At 66.6% G+C, this 17,559-nt stretch carries 16 protein-coding genes; 11 read left to right on the plus strand and 5 right to left on the minus strand.

Features of this window, described 5'->3' with window-relative positions; translation table 11 throughout:
- The first annotated feature begins 165 nt into the window (after positions 1-165).
- The 4 genes from EV691_RS15120 to hrpA all read left to right on the plus strand — a co-directional run bounded on the left by EV691_RS15120 (position 166) and on the right by hrpA (position 8,764).
- Complete coding sequence (locus EV691_RS15120; RefSeq protein ID WP_131297675.1) at positions 166-1,911, plus strand: type I secretion system permease/ATPase; 1,746 nt, start codon at positions 166-168, stop codon at positions 1,909-1,911.
- A 14-nt stretch (positions 1,912-1,925) separates the two neighbouring features.
- On the plus strand, positions 1,926-3,251 hold the full coding sequence (locus EV691_RS15125; protein WP_089167643.1) for an HlyD family type I secretion periplasmic adaptor subunit: 1,326 nt from the start codon (positions 1,926-1,928) through the stop codon (positions 3,249-3,251).
- Positions 3,248-4,663, plus strand: coding sequence for a TolC family outer membrane protein (locus EV691_RS15130; protein WP_131297676.1), 1,416 nt, complete (start codon positions 3,248-3,250; stop codon positions 4,661-4,663). Before EV691_RS15125 ends, EV691_RS15130 begins: the two co-directional genes overlap by 4 nt.
- 102 nt (positions 4,664-4,765) lie before the next feature.
- Entirely contained in the window at positions 4,766-8,764 is a 3,999-nt protein-coding gene (gene hrpA, locus EV691_RS15135; protein WP_131297677.1) for an ATP-dependent RNA helicase HrpA, read from the plus strand.
- Between the two features lie 80 nt (positions 8,765-8,844).
- On the opposite strand, the gene EV691_RS15140 is transcribed toward hrpA, so the two are convergent.
- Positions 8,845-9,432, minus strand: coding sequence for a hypothetical protein (locus EV691_RS15140; RefSeq protein WP_131297678.1), 588 nt, complete (start codon positions 9,430-9,432; stop codon positions 8,845-8,847).
- On the minus strand, positions 9,413-10,693 hold the full coding sequence (locus EV691_RS15145) for a PAAR domain-containing protein (RefSeq protein ID WP_131297679.1): 1,281 nt from the start codon (positions 10,691-10,693) through the stop codon (positions 9,413-9,415). Before EV691_RS15145 ends, EV691_RS15140 begins: the two co-directional genes overlap by 20 nt.
- Before the next feature lie 213 nt (positions 10,694-10,906).
- On the opposite strand from EV691_RS15145, the gene EV691_RS15150 reads away from it, so the two are divergent.
- The 5 genes from EV691_RS15150 (at position 10,907) to EV691_RS15165 (ending at position 13,316) form a co-directional block, all read left to right on the plus strand.
- Entirely contained in the window at positions 10,907-11,320 is a 414-nt protein-coding gene (locus EV691_RS15150; protein WP_207390154.1) for a MarR family winged helix-turn-helix transcriptional regulator, read from the plus strand.
- Positions 11,321-11,375: 55 nt separating this feature from the next.
- On the plus strand, positions 11,376-12,572 hold the full coding sequence (locus tag EV691_RS15155; protein ID WP_131297687.1) for an MFS transporter: 1,197 nt from the start codon (positions 11,376-11,378) through the stop codon (positions 12,570-12,572).
- The gene (locus EV691_RS24160; protein ID WP_278250222.1) at positions 12,569-12,691 is read left to right on the plus strand and encodes a hypothetical protein; all 123 of its coding nucleotides are present in this window, start codon (positions 12,569-12,571) and stop codon (positions 12,689-12,691) included. Before EV691_RS15155 ends, EV691_RS24160 begins: the two co-directional genes overlap by 4 nt.
- Positions 12,692-12,800: 109 nt before the next feature.
- Positions 12,801-13,058 carry a type II toxin-antitoxin system Phd/YefM family antitoxin gene (locus EV691_RS15160; RefSeq protein ID WP_039805099.1) on the plus strand — a complete coding sequence of 86 codons (258 nt, stop codon included), beginning with the start codon at positions 12,801-12,803 and terminating at the stop codon, positions 13,056-13,058.
- 3 nt (positions 13,059-13,061) lie between these two features.
- Entirely contained in the window at positions 13,062-13,316 is a 255-nt protein-coding gene (locus EV691_RS15165; RefSeq protein ID WP_131297681.1) for a Txe/YoeB family addiction module toxin, read from the plus strand.
- Here the strand turns inward: EV691_RS15165 and EV691_RS15170 are convergent.
- Positions 13,310-13,699: a hypothetical protein gene (locus EV691_RS15170; RefSeq protein WP_131297682.1), complete on the minus strand. Its 390-nt coding sequence runs from the start codon at positions 13,697-13,699 to the stop codon at positions 13,310-13,312. The two genes, EV691_RS15165 and EV691_RS15170, sit on opposite strands and share 7 nt — an antisense overlap.
- Positions 13,700-13,846: 147 nt before the next feature.
- Between EV691_RS15170 and EV691_RS15175 the strand changes: the two genes are divergently transcribed.
- Entirely contained in the window at positions 13,847-14,575 is a 729-nt protein-coding gene (locus tag EV691_RS15175; RefSeq protein WP_131297683.1) for an SIMPL domain-containing protein, read from the plus strand.
- Between the two features lie 47 nt (positions 14,576-14,622).
- Here EV691_RS15175 and EV691_RS15180 read toward each other — a convergent pair whose 3' ends face one another.
- The gene (locus tag EV691_RS15180) at positions 14,623-15,855 is read right to left on the minus strand and encodes an MFS transporter (protein WP_131297684.1); all 1,233 of its coding nucleotides are present in this window, start codon (positions 15,853-15,855) and stop codon (positions 14,623-14,625) included.
- A 161-nt stretch (positions 15,856-16,016) separates the two neighbouring features.
- On the minus strand, positions 16,017-17,033 hold the full coding sequence (locus tag EV691_RS15185; RefSeq protein WP_131297685.1) for an AraC family transcriptional regulator: 1,017 nt from the start codon (positions 17,031-17,033) through the stop codon (positions 16,017-16,019).
- A 203-nt stretch (positions 17,034-17,236) separates the two neighbouring features.
- On the opposite strand from EV691_RS15185, the gene EV691_RS15190 reads away from it, so the two are divergent.
- A partial coding sequence (locus tag EV691_RS15190; RefSeq protein WP_481158098.1) for a thiolase family protein occupies positions 17,237-17,559 on the plus strand: 323 nt, incomplete at its 3' end.

Here is a 17,559-nt window from a genome sequence, read left to right on the forward strand (position 1 = left end):
AAATCCTTCAGCCTGTTCTCCATCCGCCGCACCGTTTCGGGCGATGTCCAGAACGCTCCGGCGGAGAAGCCGGGGGCCGACTCACGGCGTTCTGCCATCGTGGGATGCTCGAATCGTATGTGATAACGTGCGGCCTTTGTTTTGGCATCCCCCGGGCGACGCAGTATGCGCAATGTACGTGAGAACAGCCTGCAGGCTGCCCTCAAGCTCTGCAGAGGCAGCTTCCTTTCGGTCGGCTTCTTCAGTTTCTTCGTCAATGCGCTGATGCTGGTCCCCTCCTTTTACATGCTCCAGGTCTATGGCCGGGTCCTGACCAGCGGGAGCACAACCACGCTGCTGATGCTCACCCTGATCATGAGTGCTCTCATGCTGGCCATGGGGGGGCTGGAGTGGACACGCTCGCGCCTCATGGTCCGTATCAGCGGCAGGCTCGATGCGCTGCTGGGACCCGATGTCTATCGGGCGAGTTTCAGGCGGGCGCTGGACAGTGGCGGAATGGATGCCTCCGCACAGCCGCTCAGCGACCTGACCGGCCTGCGTCAATTTCTGACCGGAAGCGGCCTCTTCGCGTTTTTCGATGCCCCCTGGTTGCCGGTCTATATCGGGGTCATGTTCTTCTTCCATCCCTGGTACGGCTGGATCGCGATTGCCAGTGCGATCGTGCTGCTTTGCCTGGCGCTGTTGAATGAACGGCTCACCGGCAAGGCCCTGGCGGAGGCCAACCGGCAGAATATCGCCACCAGCCTCCATACCACCAAGAGCCTGCGCAACGCCGAAGTGATCCAGTCCATGGGTATGCTCCACAACCTCATGGCCCGTTGGAGCGTGCGCCAGAAAGAGGCTCTTCGCTTGCAGTCGGTCGCCAGCGACAAGGGCGGCCTCATCACCTCCCTCTCGAAAACCTTCCGAATGCTTGTCCAGTCGCTGATTCTCGGCGCGGGCGCCTATCTGGCCATTCAACAGGAAATCAATCCGGGGGCCATGATTGCCGGCTCTCTTCTCCTGGGGCGGGCGCTGGCGCCGATCGACATGATGATCGGCGGCTGGAAGGGTTTCGTCAGCGCCCGCTCGCAGTATGCCCGTCTCAACGAGATCCTCGATTGGCAGAAGTCCGAACCGGCGCGCATGTCGCTACCGGCGCCCGAGGGGCATGTCCAGGTGGAAAACCTGATCGTCAGTGCGCCCGGCTCGAAGACGCCGATTCTCAAGAACATCGGCTTTGTCGTGCCGGCCGGCGCGGTCGTCGGCATCATCGGCCCGAGCGCCTCGGGCAAGTCCACCCTGGCCAGGGCGCTGCTCGGTGTCTGGGCTCCCCAGCATGGCGTGGTGCGCCTGGACGGCGCCGACATCAACAACTGGGACAAGCGGGAGCTTGGGCCGCATATCGGCTATCTGCCCCAGGATATCGAGCTCTTCGAGGGCAGCATCAGCGAGAACATTGCCCGCTTCGGCGAAGTCGAGCCGGACAAGGTGATCCAGGCTGCCAGAGCGGCCGGCGTGCACGAGATGATCCTGCAGCTGCCGGAGGGCTACGACACCGTGATCGGCAGCGAGGGGGTCAATCTCTCCGGCGGTCAGCGCCAGCGCATCGGGCTCGCCCGCGCCCTCTACGGTCAGCCACGCCTGCTGGTCCTCGACGAGCCGAACTCCAATCTGGACGACGTGGGCGAGCGCGCCCTGGCCAATGCCCTCCGGCAGGTCAAGGCGAGCGGCGCGACCATTTTCGTCATTACCCACCGGACCAGCATCCTGGCCCAGCTGGATTCTCTGCTGGTGATGCATGAGGGTGCCGTCTCGCTGTACGGTCCGCGCGACAAGGTACTCGCCAAGCTCGCTGCCCAGCAGCAGGCCGATCCGGCCAGGCAGCCCGCCAAGTCCGTGCCCGATGGCGTCCAGGCCAGCCAGGCTTGAGCAGGGAGACGCACATGACCGATGCAAGTATTGGCCGCGAGGCTCCCGCACTGTCCGATCTGCCGACCTCCGACCATGCTGTGCGGGCCGTGGGCTTTCTGATCGTTTTCGTCACCTTCGGCATCTTCGGCACCTGGGCCGCCGTCGCACCTCTGGACAGTGCGGCCCTGGCCCCGGGGGTGGTGACCGTACAGACCTACCGCAAGACCGTGCAGCACCTCGAAGGCGGGATCGTCAAGGAACTGCGTGCGCGCGATGGCGATATGGTCAAGGTCGGCGATCCGCTGATCATTCTCGACGAAACCCAGATTCGCGCCGAAAGCGAGGTGACCCGCAGCCAGCTGATCGCGGCGCAGGCCATGGAGGCCCGGCTGCGTGCCGAACGCGACGATCGGGAAAGCATCGACTTCTCCAGCATGCTCGAAGTGGACAGTCCGCGCGCCCGCGAGGCTCGCAATGGCGAAACCCAGGTCTTCACGGCCCGCCGCAATTCCCGTCTGGGGGAGGTCGCGGTGCTGGAGAAACGCATCGGCCAGTTGCACGAGCAGATCAATGGCCTGAAGGGAATGATCCATACCAAAGGCCGGCTGGAAAACTCCTTCGCCAAGGAAATCGGCGAACTGAGGGAGCTGCTTGCCGAAGGCTTCGTCGACAAGCAGCGCCTGCTGGAGCAGGAGCGCAATCTCGACAAGATACGTGCCGAGGTGGCCGACCATCGCTCGGAAATCACCAGGATCCATCTGCAGATCAATGAAACCGAGCTGCAGATTCTGCAGCTCAACAAGGACTTCAACGCCGAAGTCGTCGGCCAGCTGGCCGAGGTGCAGACCAAGGTCTTCGACTTGCAGGAAAAGAAATCCGCCCTTGAGGATCGTCTGGGCCGCGTGGTGATCCGCGCCCCCGAGGACGGCATGATCCTGGGCATGACGGTGCATACCATCGGCGGCGTGATCAGTCCGGGCACGCCCTTGCTGGACATCGTGCCGTCCATTTCCGACCTGGTCATCGAGGCCCAGGTTTCGCCCAGCGATATCGACCGGGTCGAGGCCGGCAAGTCCGCCGATATTCGCTTCAGCGGTTTCAACAGCAGCACGACCCCGGTGGTCGAGGGCACGGTCCTCCAGGTTTCCGCCGACCGTTTCGTGGATGAAAAGACCGGCATGCCCTATTACCTGACCCGTATCGGCCTGACCGAAGAGGGCGCGCGGCGTCTGGGCGGTCTCAAGCTGCAGCCGGGCATGCCGGCCGAGGTCTACATCAACACTGGCAAGCGCACCATGCTGCAGTACCTGATCCAGCCGGCCACCGATGTGTTCGCCAGATCGCTGATCGAGGAGTGACCGTGCGCCGCGCGACTTACGTGTTTCTGGCGCTGTTGAGCGTGTCGGTACAGGCTGAAACCCCACGGGCCGATTCGACGTCGGCCCTGTCGCCTGCGCCACGCAAGCAGGGCATCCGGGCCTCGGAATACGCTACCGATCTGCTGCAGTTGTACCGGGAGGCGCGCCTCGAGGATCCGCGTGTGCTGGCCGCCCATGCACGTGCCCAGTCCGGCAGGGAACGGCAGCGCGAGGCGCTGGGCGAACTGTTGCCGCAAGTCTCGGCAAGCACGGTCTTCAGCCGCGCCACCCGTGACGACGATGCGGACCGCTCCTCCTACGATACGGAGCGCTACTCCCTCACCTTGAGCCAGCACCTCTACAACAAGGCCGCCTGGGAGAGCTATCAGAAATTCAAGAGCCTTGCCCGACAAGGCGACTCCGAAGCCGAGGAGGCCCAGGCGGAGGCGGCCATCGATCTTGCGCAGCGCTACTTCGTTGCCCTGGCCTCGGACGACGAACTCGAGCTGGTCATGGCCGAGCGTCGTGCGACCCAGAAGAATCTGGACCGTATCAATGCGCTGTATGAAAGGCAGATGGCAGTGGTCACCGACGTCCTCGACCTCAGGGCGCGTGTCGATTCGCTGGCTGCCGATGAGGTCGAGGCACGCAACCAGGTACGCCTCAGCCGCGAGGAGCTTGCCGAAGTCATCGGGCGCCCCGTGCAGGAAAGGCTCAGTCGCATCCGGGAAGACATCGAGCTCCAGGCGCCCCGGGAAACCCTGGAGGTCTGGATCGAGCGCGCCATTGCCGCCAACCCGGGGCTCAAGGCCAAGGAGGACGCTCTCGCGGCGGCCGATGCCGCGATCCGGGAAGGCAAGGGCGGGCATTATCCCTCCCTCAGCCTCAACCTGTCGGCACTGCGCAGCGATGCCGGCTACGACAACAGCCTGACATCGCGCTATGACAACTACACGGCCGGCATTGCCGTGCAGGTACCCATCTACAGCGGCGGCTCCACCTCCGCGCGGGTCAGGGCATTGCACAGTGACCGGACTTCGGCCGAGCAGGAGCTCGAGGCGATGCGCCGTCAGCTGCTCAAGGAAACCACCAGTGCCTACCTCACCACCCAGTCCAGCGTGGACAGGATACGTGCCACGCGCAATGCGCTCGAGTCGGCAAGAAAATCCACGGAGGCCGCCGAGAAGGGTTTCCGCTTCGGCGTCGTGAACGCAGTCGACGTATTGACCAACGTGCAGAACGAGTACAAGGCGCGGCGCGACCTGTTGAAGGCCCAGTACGACTTCATCACCAATCTCCTGGTCCTGAATCGCTGGGCCGGCAAGCTGTCCGGGCAAACCATCGAGAGCGTCAACGTCTGGCTGGCCCGGAGCAACGCGTCGGGGGATGCCAAGCGCAGCGCCACGCGCTGAGCGCAGACCCCTGGCGTTCCTGCCAGAACCTCATACGCCTACGGCCCGCCGGCGAAATCTGCGACAATCGCGGCCTTTTCCCGCAATCGCCCACGGCTGTCCATGACCGACGCAACGCCCGCCTTCGACCAGCTGCTGCACAACCTCGATCACGCCCTGATCGCCGACCGCCACCGCCTGCGCCGCCAAGTCCACGAGCTGCGCAAGAAGCCGGATGAGGCCAGGCAGGCGCAGTGGCTGGAGCGTTTCCAGGCCTCCTGCGCCAAGGTCGAGGCGCGGCGGGCCAGCGTGCCGGCGCTGCGCTACGACGACAATCTGCCCATCGCCGCCAAGCGCGAGGAGATCAAGGCGGCGCTGGAGAAGCACCAGGTGCTGGTGATCGCCGGCGAGACCGGCTCGGGCAAGACCACCCAGTTGCCGAAGATCTGCCTGGAGATCGGCCGCGGCGTGCACGGGCTGATCGGCCACACCCAGCCGCGGCGCCTGGCCGCGCGCAGCGTGGCCACCCGCGTGGCGGAGGAGATCGGTTCGCCCTTGGGCGAACTGGTCGGCTACCAGGTGCGCTTCGAGGACCAGTCCAACGAGCGCGGCCTGATCAAGCTGATGACCGACGGCATCCTGCTCGCCGAGACCCAGCACGACCGCTATCTGGAGCGCTACGACACCCTCATCGTCGACGAGGCCCACGAGCGCAGCCTGAACATCGACTTCCTGCTCGGCTACCTGAAGACCCTGCTGCCGCGCCGGCCCGACCTCAAGGTCATCATCACCTCGGCGACCATCGACCTGGAGCGTTTTTCGAAGCACTTCAATGACGCGCCGATCGTCGAAGTGTCCGGGCGCACCTACCCGGTGGACACCTGGTACCGCCCGCTGGCCGCCGAAGTGGACGAGGAGGGCAACCGGGTCGAGGACGACCTGACCGTCGACCAGGGCATCCTCGCCGCCCTCGACGAGATCGCCGCCCACGAGCGCAGTGTCGGCAAGCGCCCCGGCGACGTACTGGTGTTCCTCCCCGGCGAGCGCGAGATCCGCGATGCCGCCGAGGTGCTGCGCAAGGCCAACCTGAAACACACCGAAGTCCTGCCGCTCTACGCCCGGCTGACCCCGGCCGAGCAGCAGAAGATCTTCCGCCCGGCGGCCGGGCGCAAGATCGTCTTGGCGACCAACGTCGCGGAAACCTCGCTCACCGTGCCGGGCATCCGCTATGTGATCGACAGCGGCACCGCGCGAATCAGCCGCTACAGCTACCGCGCCAAGGTCCAGCGCCTGCCGATCGAGGCCGTCTCCCAGGCCAGCGCCAACCAGCGCAAGGGCCGCTGCGGGCGGGTCGAGCCGGGCATCTGCGTGCGTCTCTACAGCGAGGAGGACTTCCTCGCCCGCCCGGAATTCACCGATCCCGAGATCCTGCGCACCAACCTCGCCGCAGTGATCCTGCAGATGCTCCACCTGCGCCTGGGCAGCATCGAGGACTTTCCCTTCATCGAGCCGCCGGACGGCAAGGCGATCAGCGACGGCTTCAACCTGCTGCAGGAGCTGTCCGCGGTCAGCCGCGAGGGCCAGCTCACCCCGCTCGGTCGCCAGCTCGCCCGCCTGCCGGTAGACCCGCGCCTCGGTCGCATGCTGCTGGAGGCCACCCGGCAGGGCAGTCTGGAGGAGGTGCTGGTCGTCGCCAGCGCGCTGTCGGTACAGGACGTGCGCGAACGCCCGGTGGAGCGCCAGCAGGCCGCCGACCAGGCCCACGCCCAGTGGAAGGACCCGGACTCCGACTTCGCCGCGCTGATCAACCTCTGGCGCGGCTTCGAGGAACAGCGCCAGGCGCTGGGCGCCAACGCGCTGCGTTCCTGGTGCCGGAAGAATTTCCTGAACTACCTGCGCCTGCGCGAATGGCGCGACGCCCACCGCCAGCTCACCCTGATCTGCCGCGAGCTGCAGCTGCCCTTCGCCAAGGCGGAAAGTCGTAGGGTAGAAGACTCGCGCAGCGATTTTCCACCAGGCCAGGCGCAGAAGCCCGCCGAAGCCAGCGAAGCCGCACAGCGCGCCCGCGACTATGCCGCCGTGCACAAGGCGATCCTCTCCGGCCTGCTCAGCCAGATCGGCCAGAAGACCGAGGAGGGCGACTACCTCGGCGCCCGCCAGCGGCGCTTCTGGATCCATCCTTCCAGCGTGATTGGCCGCAAGAAGCCGGTCTGGGTGATGGCCGCCGAGCTGGTCGAGACCACCAAGCTGTTCGCCCGCATGGTGGCGAAGATCGACCCGGAGTGGATCGAGCCGCTGGCCGGTCATCTGGTCAAGAAGAACCACCTGGAGCCGCACTGGGAGAAGAAGCGCGGCCAGGTCGTCGCCTTCGAGCAGGTCACCCTCTACGGGCTGATCGTGGTCGGCCGCCGCCCGGTGCACTACGGCCCCGTCGACCCGCTGGTTTCCCGCGAGCTGTTCATCCGCGAGGCTCTGGTGCGTGGCGAGATCGCCAGCCGCGCCAGATGCCTGACCGCCAACCGCGAGTTGCTCGAGCTGCTCGACGAGCTGGAGGCCAAGGCGCGCCGTCGTGACATCCTCGCCGACGAGGAAACCCTGTTCGCCTACTACGAGGCGCGCCTGCCGGCGGACATCTACCAGACCGCCAGCTTCGACAGCTGGTACAAGCGCGAGAGCGCCAGGGACCCGCAGCTGCTGATCATGCGCGAGGAGGACGTGCTGGCCCGCGAGGCCAGCGAGGTCACCGCCGCGCAGTACCCGGACAGCCTGCGCCTCGGCGAGCTGCAACTGCCCTTGACCTATCACTTCGAGCCCGGCCACCCGCGCGACGGGGTGACCGTCCGCGTGCCGGCGCCGCTGTTGCCGCAACTGCCGGCCGAACGCCTCGACTGGCTGGTGCCGGGCCTGCTGGAGGCCAAGTGCGTGGCCCTGGTGCGCAACCTGCCCAAGGCGATCCGCAAGAACTTCGTGCCGGTGCCGGATTTCGTCCGGGCGGCGCTGGCCAAGCTGGTCTTCGCCGAAGGTGCATTGCCCGAGGCGCTGGGCCGCGAGCTTATGCGCATGACCGGCGCCCGCGTGCCCGAGGAGGCCTGGATGGAGGCCGCCGCCCAGCTCGAAAGCCACCTGAAGATGAACCTCGAGGTGGTCGATGCGCGCGGCAAGTTCCTCGGCGAGGGCCGCGACCTGGCCGAGCTGACCGCCCGTTTCGCCGAAGCCAGCCAGGCGGCCCTGGCCATTCCGCAGCAGAAGGCCGCGGCCGCTCCGGTCGAGGCCAGGGCCTTCGCCCCGGTGGCGGAAAAGACCCAGCAGAAGATCGCCGGCCTGTCCATGACCGTGTTCCCGGCGCTGCTGGAAGAGGGCGGCACGGTGAAGGAAAACCGCTTCTCCACCCAGGCCGAGGCCGACTTCCAGCACCGCCGCGCCCTGCAGCGCCTGCTCCTGCAGCAGCTCGCCGAACCGGCCAGGCAGCTGCGCGGCAAGCTGCCGGGCCTCACCGAGCTCAGTTTGCTGTATCGCGACATGGGCAAGCCGGATGCCCTGGTCGAGGAGATCCTGCTGGCCAGCCTCGACGCCTGCATCCTCGACGGCGAGCCGCAACTGCCCCGCGACGGCGCCGCGCTGGCCGCGCTGGCCGAGCGCAAGCGCGGCGCCTGGGCCGAGCAGGCCGGGCGCCTGGCGAAGCTGGTGCTGGAAATCCTCAAGCTGCGCCACGACCTGCAGAAACGCTTCAAGGGCCGCATCGACCTGGCCCAGGCCGTCGCCCTCAACGACATCAAGGCCCAGCTCGCCCGGCTGATCCAGCCCGGCTTCGTCCGCGACACCCCGGCCGAATGGCTGCGCGAGTATCCCCGCTATCTGAAGGCCATCGAGCAGCGTCTCGACAAGGTCGGCGGCCAGCTGCAGCGCGACCGCGTCTGGAGCGGCGAACTCGCCGGCCTCTGGGAGCAGTACCAGGCGCGCGCCGCCAAGCACGCCCAGGAAGGCAAGCGCGACCCCAACCTGGTCCTGTACCGCTGGATGCTCGAGGAGTACCGGGTGTCGCTGTTCGCCCAGCAGCTGGGGACGAAGCTGCCGGTGTCGGACAAGCGGCTTTCCAAGCAGTGGAGTCTGGTGGAGGCCTGAGACTGGCTGGGGTGGGCAAGCGGAGCGTTGCCCACCCTGCGGGGCCTGGCGGTTTTCCACCGGGGGCTTCGGGCTGCTTGCTACTGCGGCGCAGGGCAGCTCTGAGCCGCCTGTTTCAGGGCTTTGGCATGATCCACATGATTTTCCTCGTCATAAGGCTCGATATAGACGGAAAACTCGCTGTCGCCATAGCCGACCCAATGCCAAACATCGACCTCCCATGTGCCTCCCCTATGGTTGGCCAACATTGTGAAACGATGAGCCTTGAGGCTACTCGTTTCTCCCACCACGGATTCTTCCAGGTCGGAATAGGCATACCGCAATTCGCGATACCAGTCCTTCCGGCCGGTGATGGCCTTCAGGGCTTCCCTGGCCGGCGCCCTGTCTTCCTCCTTCAGGTAGGATTGACCGATGTCGAGTTTCCCCACTCTTTCCAGTTCCGCAATGGGCACCGGTAGCGGTCGGCGGCTGACCAGCCGGCCATACTCGCAGTCGAAGACCCAGTCGCCCGATTGCACATACTCGTCGGCACGGATCACGACGCCATTGCCCCATTCCTGCTTGTACACGCTCGTCATCACTCTGTATCCGAAGTAGCCCGCAACCAGCAGCGGAACGCAAATAAGGAACAGGAGGCCCCAGGCTCCCTTACTTGGGTAAAAACTCAAAAAAGCCTCCTGGTACTCCAAGCGGAGTGTCGCCCGAGATCACGGGATCAATGGCCCCCATCTTCTGATACACAAAGCCCTTCTTCTTGATCGACACAGTGCGTTCCTTATCCAGCAACTGCCAACGCCGGCACCATTCGGCCGAGGGAGCGTTATCCGCAGTGGCCGAGCAGAGCTTCCCCATCCGCCGCTCCTCGAAAGAGCCCCAGGTGTTCCTGTAGTCCGAGCGCCGGATGAAGGCGCGGACCCTGATCCGCAGATGATCGGCCAGCAGTTGGGCCAGACTTTCACTGGTCTGCGGGAAAAGTTGTACGGCCTCTTCAATGGGCAGGTCCGGCCGGTTGCCCATCCCGGTGCGACAGGCGTAACTGTCGAGCCGGGCCGTGCGGGAGAAGGCCTGCGGCGAGATGCGGCTGTAGTTCAGGACGTCGAGGGACAACCCTTCCGCGCGGGCCAGTTCGTAACCGAAGGCGACCTGCCGTGGCACGCCGTGGCTGAACAGCGACAGGTGTTCGATGGGGAACTGCTCCCTGTCCTTGCCGCCGTTGAGATAGTCGATCAGTTCCCGAACGTCGGCCAGTGCGACGAAGTCGGCGCCATAGCCCTGTGCGGAGGCTCGAGCCGCATTGAGCATCGCCTCACTGTAACCCGGAGTGAACACCGCCAGCGTGCGGGACAGGCCGGGCTTGCTACGCTGGAATTCGCCCAGCTCGCGGACCGCCTGGCCGATGAACATCATTTTGTTGCTTGCGCTGTTGTCGTATTGGCTGCCGGCCACGGCGATCAGTTCCGGAGACCTTGGCTCGCTGGCTGTGGGGGATTGCAAGCGGCTTGGTCGTACGAGTGCGTCCGACAGTAATGCCCGCTGCTCGATCTGCGGGTCTGCCAGCAACTCGGCCATTCGCCGCTCATCGACCGAGCCATCGGGGCGTATGGCGCCCAGCCTGGCAAAGTCGACGATTGCCCCCGTGCCGCCCAACACCGAACCGGCGCCTGTGAAGCCCCCGAAGGTGTCGGGGCTTCCTGTGACGATACGGCCACCATGACTGGTGGGGCTGTCCAGGTGTGCCAGAGGGCGCCCGTTGATATTGATGGAAGGAAAGCCTGCGGTGATCACCGCGCCGCATCCGCAAACATCGCCGACCCGGGCGGCACCCAGGGTATTGATGAGGGTATCTGGAGAGGCCGCTACAACCGGAGTCGTGCCATGGCCTGGAAGAGGGCAGACATGGCTGTCGCCCAAGCGTGCCGAAGGAATCATGCATCATCCCTGAAATGAAAAGCCGAGTTGGATGCATCGGATGCCTGAGGGCTTGAGCGTGTGTTTTTCACGCATGGCCAGCAGCAAATGCCGAACGATCCTTTTTCAGTTTCCCTCAACTTGAGTTCTCCTCCTGCCGACGGTTTCACTCTCTGGGGGCGAACATCCCCCGAGGATTGACGCTCCACGGCTCCGGGTATATACCCCTATTCCATGCTTCCGACCTCCTGCCTCTGCACCAAACTCCGCCGGGCCACGCGCAGCGTGAGCCGGCTGTATGACGACGCCCTTGCCGGCGTCGGGGTCAATGCCGCGCAGTATTCGCTGCTGCGCAACCTCGAGCGGCTGGGGCGGCCGAGCATCACGGAACTGGCCGAGGCGATGGGGCTGGACCGCAGCACCCTCGGACGCAATCTGCGGGTGCTGGAGGGCAAGGGGTTGCTGGCGCTGGAAGGCGGCGAGGATCAGCGCAACCGGCTGGTGTCCCTGACGGCGGCGGGCCGGGACTGTCTCGACCAGGCGAAGGCGGCCTGGGCGCAGGTGCAGGAGCAACTGGGGCAGCGCCTCGGGCCGGAGAAGCGGTCGGCATTGATGGCGCTGCTGGACGAGCTGGAAGGGCTCGACTGATTTTTTTTCGCGGATAAGCGGGTATATACCCGTAAAAGGACGACTCATGACTTCGATGTGGCGCACGAGTGGCTGGGTTCTATTGGGCGCTTCGCTGATCCTGGCGCTGTCGCTGGGCATCCGCCACGGCTTCGGCCTGTTCCTGGCGCCGATGAGCGCCGAGTTCGGCTGGGGGCGGGAGGTGTTCGCCTTCGCCATCGCCCTGCAGAACCTGATCTGGGGGCTGGCGCAGCCTTTCACCGGAGCGCTGGCCGACCGCTACGGCGCGGCGCGGACGGTGGTCGTCGGCGGTGTGCTCTATGCCGTGGGCCTGGCGCTGATGGCCCTGGCCGATTCGCTCTGGACGCTGTCGCTGAGCGCGGGCCTGCTGATCGGCATCGGCCTGTCCGGCACCTCCTTCTCGGTGATTCTCGGCGTGGTCGGCCGCGCCGTACCGGCGGAGAAACGCAGCATGGCGATGGGCATCGCCGCGGCCGCCGGCTCCTTCGGCCAGTTCGCCATGCTGCCCGGCACCCTCGGGCTGATCGGCTGGCTCGGCTGGTCGTCGGCGCTGCTGGCGCTGGGACTGCTGGTGGCGCTGATCGTGCCGCTGGTGGGCCTGCTCAGGGACAATCCGCAGCCGCCGCAGGCCGACGAGCAGAGCCTGCGCGAGGCGCTGCGCGAGGCGGCGGCGCACTCCGGTTTCTGGCTGCTGGCGCTGGGTTTCTTCGTCTGCGGCTTCCAGGTGGTGTTCATCGGCGTGCACCTGCCGGCCTACCTGGTCGACCAGCACCTGCCGGCCCGGGTCGGCACCACGGTGCTGGCGCTGGTCGGGCTGTTCAACGTGTTCGGCACCTATATCGCCGGCTGGCTCGGCGGGCGCCACCCCAAGCCGCAGCTGCTGACCGCGCTCTACCTGCTGCGCGCCGTGGTGATCGTCGCCTTCGTCTATCTGCCGCTCAGCGAGTGGAGCGCCTACGTCTTCGGCATGGCCATGGGCCTGTTGTGGCTGTCCACGGTGCCTTTGACCAACGGCACGGTGGCGACCCTGTTCGGCGTGCGCAACCTGTCGATGCTCGGCGGCATCGTGTTCCTCTTCCACCAGCTCGGCGCCTTCCTCGGCGGCTGGCTGGGCGGCTGGCTCTACGACCGCACGGGCAGCTACGAGCTGGTCTGGCAGCTCTCCATCGCCCTCAGTCTGATCGCCGCGCTGCTCAACTGGCCGGTGCGCGAACAGCCGGTGGCGCGCCTGCAGGCGGCCGGGGCGGCATGAGCGGCGGGCTGGCCCGGCTGCTCGGCGCCGCGCTGCTCGGTCTGCTGCTGGCACTCGCCTGGTGGGGCTGGCGGCAGGGCGGGCTGGCCCTGCTGCAGCTGGGGTTGGGCGTTTGCTGAGGGCGGCGTTCTTTCGCAGCGGCGGGCAGGCGGGCTGCGGGCCATGCTGGATTGTCGATGTGTACGCATTTCTGTACATTTCGATATCCAAGGCATCGAGGAGAGCGCCATGCAGACCATCAACTACACCACGGCACGCCAGCACCTGGCGGAAACCATGGACCGGGTGAACAACGACCGTACGCCCATCCTGGTCACCCGGCAGAAGGGCGAGCCGGTGGTGATGATTTCCCTGGCCGACTACAACGCCCTCGAGGAGACGGCCTATCTGCTGCGCTCGCCGGCCAATGCGGAGCGTCTGATCCGCTCGATCGCCAGCCTGCGCGCCGGCAAGGCGGAGCCGCGGTCGCTCGTCGACGAAGACTGAGCCTTGAACATTCTCTTCACGCCCGAGGCCTGGGACGACTACCTGTGGTTCCAGCAGAACGACAAGGCCGGGCTCAAGCGGATCAACCTGCTGATCCGGGATGCGCAACGTGATCCGTTCGCCGGTCTGGGCAAGCCGGAGCCGTTGAAGCACAACCTCAGCGGTTTCTGGTCACGCCGTATCGGCGAGGAGCACCGGCTGGTCTACCGGGTGGACGGAGATGCCTTGCAGATCGTGATGTGCCGTTATCACTACTGAACCTGTCCGGCGTCATTCCTCCCCCTCCAGCCCAGCGCCACCCAGGCCAGCACCGGATAGCAGGCGTAGTGCAGGCCGAACAGCAGCAGCCCGACCGGACCGTGTTCATACTGCTGTTCCATCATGCCGAGCAGGCCGAGGTAGAGCACGCCGAGGCCCAGTCCGTAGCGCAGGACGATGCTCCGGCGCTCCTCGGGCCGGGGCGCGCGGCGGTTCCGCCAGGCGAAGACCAGCGCCAGGCCGGCGGCGACCAGGCCGGCGATCAGCAGGGTGGCGAACAGGCCGCCGACCTTGACGAAGGTGCGCAGCAGCAGGTTGAGCAGGATGCTCGCCAGGATGCCGCCGATGGCGTAGTGGCCGAGCCGGGGGGAGGGGATGGACATGCGAGGGAGGCTGCCTGCGGGGGAACGGAGTGGCTGCACCATATCCAGCGGCAAAGCCGCCGACAAGCGCCCGCTGCGGCCGTGGGGCGGCGCTGGCGGCTTGCGTGGCATGGGCTAGCCTGTTCGGGGATTCCCGGGAGGATGGCGATGGAAAATACGCTGCGTATCGGATGGATTCCCGCCCTGATCGTCGGCCTGGCCCTGGCCTTCGCCGGCTGGTCGGTGGGGCGGGGCGTGGAGCGCTTTCGCATGGGCGACCGCGCGGTGACGGTGAAGGGGCTGGCCGAACTGGACGTGAAGAGTGATTTTGCGATCTGGACGCTGTCCTTCCGCCGTGCTGGCGACGAATTTGGCGGCGTGCAGCGGCTGTTGAGCGAGGATCGCGAGCGGATTCTGGCCTTCCTCGGCGAGCAGGGCTTCGAGGCCGGGGAGATCGAGATCCGTCCGCTGCAGGTCCAGGACCTGCTGGCCCGCGAATGGTCGCCGCGGGAGGTGGGGCTGCGCTTCAACGGCCAGGGACAGGTGCTGGTGAAGTCGCCGCGGGTCGATGCGCTGGCGCAGGCGGTCAACCGGGTCGATCCGTTGATCCAGGCCGGCGTTCAGCTCGAGTCCGAGCAGCAGGGCCAGCCCGGCCTGCGCTATCAGCTGCGCGGCTTCAACGAGGTCAAGCCGAAGCTGCTGGAGGAGGCCACCCTCAATGCCCGGGCGCAGGCGGCGAAGTTCGCCGCGGATGCCGGGGCGACCCTCGGCCGGCTGAAGAATGCCAACCAGGGGGTGATCCGCGTGCTCGACAGCGACGGCGGCGAGGAGGACAGCGGCCGCACCATCGGCAAGCGCCTGCGGGTGGTCAGCACCTTCGAGTACGCGCTGGAGTAGGGCGGGAGCCGGCAGGCCGGCTCCCGCTCAGCCGCAGGCCGCGGGGTTCAGCCCTCCGCCACGGCCTGCCCGGCCGGTGCCGCCGTTTGCGCAGGGCCGCTCTGCAGCTTCCAGGCTTGGAGGAAGATCAGCAGGCCGAGGACCGCGGTGATCGCGCCGACGTAGCCGGTGACGGTCCAGCCGAGGCCGGCGCTGATCGCCAGGCCGCCGAGCCACGGGCCGAGGGCATTGGCGATGTTGAAGGCGGCGTGGTTGGAGGCGGCGGCCAGGGTCTGCGCCTCGGCGGCCACGTCCATCAGGTGCGTCTGCAGCGGCGGCGCCAGCGCCACCATGGTGCCCACCGCGAAGACTGCCGGCAGGACGCTCCAGATCGAATGGACCGACAGCGGGAAGAGCAGCAGCACGGCGGTGCTCCACAGCAGCACCAGGGCGACGGACTTGAACTTCAGGCGGTCGAACAGCCAGCCGCCCGCCATATTGCCGACGATGGTGCCGAGCCCGAAGGCGGCCAGGCCGAACGGAATCCAGGCCTCGTGCACCCGGGTCACTTCCAGCAGGGTCGGCGCCAGGTAGCTGAACACGCAGAACATGCCGGCGAAGCCGACCGAGCTGATGGCCAGCGCCAGCCACACCTGGGGCTGGTTGAAGGCGCGGATCTCGCGCATCGGGTTGCTGGGCTCCTCCTGGCGGCTCGCCGGCAGGTGAATGAACACTAGGGCCACGGTCAGCAGGGCAATGGCGCCGACCAGGGCGAAGGCGACGCGCCAGCTCAGCCACTGGCCGAGCCAGGTGGCCAGCGGGTTGCCGATCAGGATGGCGACGGTCAGGCCCAGCATCACCCGGCTGACCGCGTTGGCGCGCTTGTCCGGCGCGACCATGGAGGCGGCCACCAGCGAGGCGACGCCGAAGTAGGCACCGTGGGGAAGGCCGGCGATGAAACGATTAAGCATCAGGGCGTGATAATCCGTCGCCAGGGCGCTGGCGAAGTTGCCGGCGGCGAAGAACAGCATGAGCAGCATGAGCAGGATGCGCCGCGGCAGGCGGGCGCCGAGAATCGCCAGCAGCGGCGCGCCGACCACCACGCCGAGGGCATAGGCACTGATCACGTGCCCAACCTGGGGTTCGCTGACGTTCAGGTCCTGGGCCACGTTCGGCATCAGGCCCATGATGGCGAATTCGCCGGTGCCGATACCGAAACCGCCCATCGCCAAGGCCAGTTCGATCAATAAGACAGCGCGAGCGGAAAGCGGCGGTGTGCCCGCGGGAGCGTGCTCGGTCATGTGAACCTCGAATAGATGAATAGGTTGGAACGCAAGGCAAGGGAGGGGGAGAAAGCGTCTTCATTATTCCCCCATCGGGGGGCCGTGAAAACCGTTGTAGCCGCTCAAGGACGCGGTTTCAGAGGAACGGGCGGTTTCGGGGCGTCAGCTTCCCGGCCGGGTCACATTTTCCGCGCCGCATCCCGGTAGGTCTTGGGCAGCTCGCCCGTCCACTGCTTGAACGCCCGGGTGAACGCCGAGGGTTCGGAAAAGCCCAGCTGGCGGGCGACCTGGCTGATCGGCAGGGACGGCTGGGTCAGGTAGTGGATGGCCATGTCGCGGCGCATGCCGTCCTTGAGTGCCTGGAAGCTGCTGCCCTCGGCGCACAGGCGGCGGCGCAGGGTGCGCTCGGTCAGGTGCAGGGCGGCGGCGGTGCTCTGGATGGTCGCGCCGGCCAGGTCGCCGGACCTTTCCAGATGGTCCAGCACCCGCCGGGTATACACCGGGTAGTAGGCCGGCCGGGTGAACCAGTCAATCGGCGCCCGCCGCAGGTGGTTGGCCAAGGCCTCGGCGGTCTGCACCACCGGGGCTTCGAGCATCCGTGCCTCGAACACCAGGCAGTTGGTCGGCTGCTCGAACTTCGCCGGGCAGGGGAACATCAACCGGTATTCGGCCAGATGCTCGGGCGCCGCATGATCGAAGGCGACGTACTTCAGCGGAATCCGCTGGCCGATCAGCCAACTGGGGAAACGGTGCCAGAGCAGCAGCAGGAACTCCCGCAGCAGGTAGTCCGGGTCCTGGGAGGGATCGCTCAGCGCCATCGAGAAGATGGCTTCCTCGCCCTCGACCTTCAGGTCCAGGCGCAGCGAGTCGTTCACCAGGTTGTAGAAGTGGCCGAGCTTGTAATAGACCGAGTGCAGGCTGCGCGAGCGGACCACCTGCTTGGCCATCAGCGCGAAGAGGCCCTGGCGGCAGCGCTGCGCGCCCATGCCGAGGAACTCGTCGTCGCCCAGGCGCCAGACCCCGCGCATCAGCCGGCTGAACTGGTCGGGGGTGATGCGCAGGTGGGGGTTGTCGAGCAGCCGGCGGCTGATGCCGGCCTCGGCGAGCAGAATCTCTTCGTCGAGGCCGCGCCGGCGCGCGGCGTTCATCAGCACCCGCGGGAAATGCATGGAGATGGAGTAGCGCTCGATGCTCATGACCTGTCCCGGAGAGGCGTATCCCTGCGACGGGAGTCTACCGGAACGGCCGGATCGCTGCTGTCCGTTAATGTCAATTTTGAGGCTGGTTTCGTTATTGCCGACGCCCTGCTCGCGGATGGAAGCTAGCGGCCATTCGCGGACTTTCGTCCGATCTGTCCGGAAGGCGGTCTGCTCCCGGCACTCTCCAAGGAAAACCATCCATGCCTGTACAAGTACAAGAAGTGGTCATCGTCAGCGGAGTACGCACGGCCATCGGCGGTTACGGCGGCAGCCTGAAGAGTCACCGGCCCAGCGAACTGGCCGGCCTGATGGTCGCCGAGGCGGTGCGCCGGGCGGGGATCGAGGCGGCCAGCGTCGGCCACTGCGTGTTCGGCAACGTCATCCACAGCGAGCCGCTGGACATGTACCTGAGCCGGGTGGCGGCGCTGCGCGGCGGCCTGTCCGAGCAGACCCCGGCGCTGACCGTCAACCGCCTGTGCGGCAGCGGCCTGCAGGCGGTGATCGGCGCGGCCCAGCAGATCCA

It is taken from the genome of Azotobacter chroococcum (assembly GCF_004339665.1).
GTDB classification, from domain to species: domain Bacteria; phylum Pseudomonadota; class Gammaproteobacteria; order Pseudomonadales; family Pseudomonadaceae; genus Azotobacter; species Azotobacter chroococcum.

Bases quoted from the DNA above. Each gene is read 5' to 3' on its own strand.
- EV691_RS15120 (WP_131297675.1), top strand. From the start codon at position 166: ATGCGCAATGTACGTGAGAACAGCCTGCAGGCTGCCCTCAAGCTCTGC.
- EV691_RS15125 (WP_089167643.1), top strand. From the start codon at position 1,926: ATGACCGATGCAAGTATTGGCCGCGAGGCTCCCGCACTGTCCGATCTG.
- hrpA (WP_131297677.1), top strand. From the start codon at position 4,766: ATGACCGACGCAACGCCCGCCTTCGACCAGCTGCTGCACAACCTCGAT.
- EV691_RS15145 (WP_131297679.1), bottom strand. From the start codon at position 10,693: ATGATTCCTTCGGCACGCTTGGGCGACAGCCATGTCTGCCCTCTTCCA.
- EV691_RS15150 (WP_207390154.1), top strand. From the start codon at position 10,907: ATGCTTCCGACCTCCTGCCTCTGCACCAAACTCCGCCGGGCCACGCGC.
- EV691_RS15155 (WP_131297687.1), top strand. From the start codon at position 11,376: ATGTGGCGCACGAGTGGCTGGGTTCTATTGGGCGCTTCGCTGATCCTG.
- EV691_RS24160 (WP_278250222.1), top strand. From the start codon at position 12,569: ATGAGCGGCGGGCTGGCCCGGCTGCTCGGCGCCGCGCTGCTCGGTCTG.
- EV691_RS15160 (WP_039805099.1), top strand. From the start codon at position 12,801: ATGCAGACCATCAACTACACCACGGCACGCCAGCACCTGGCGGAAACC.
- EV691_RS15170 (WP_131297682.1), bottom strand. From the start codon at position 13,699: ATGTCCATCCCCTCCCCCCGGCTCGGCCACTACGCCATCGGCGGCATC.
- EV691_RS15175 (WP_131297683.1), top strand. From the start codon at position 13,847: ATGGAAAATACGCTGCGTATCGGATGGATTCCCGCCCTGATCGTCGGC.
- EV691_RS15180 (WP_131297684.1), bottom strand. From the start codon at position 15,855: ATGACCGAGCACGCTCCCGCGGGCACACCGCCGCTTTCCGCTCGCGCT.
- EV691_RS15185 (WP_131297685.1), bottom strand. From the start codon at position 17,033: ATGAGCATCGAGCGCTACTCCATCTCCATGCATTTCCCGCGGGTGCTG.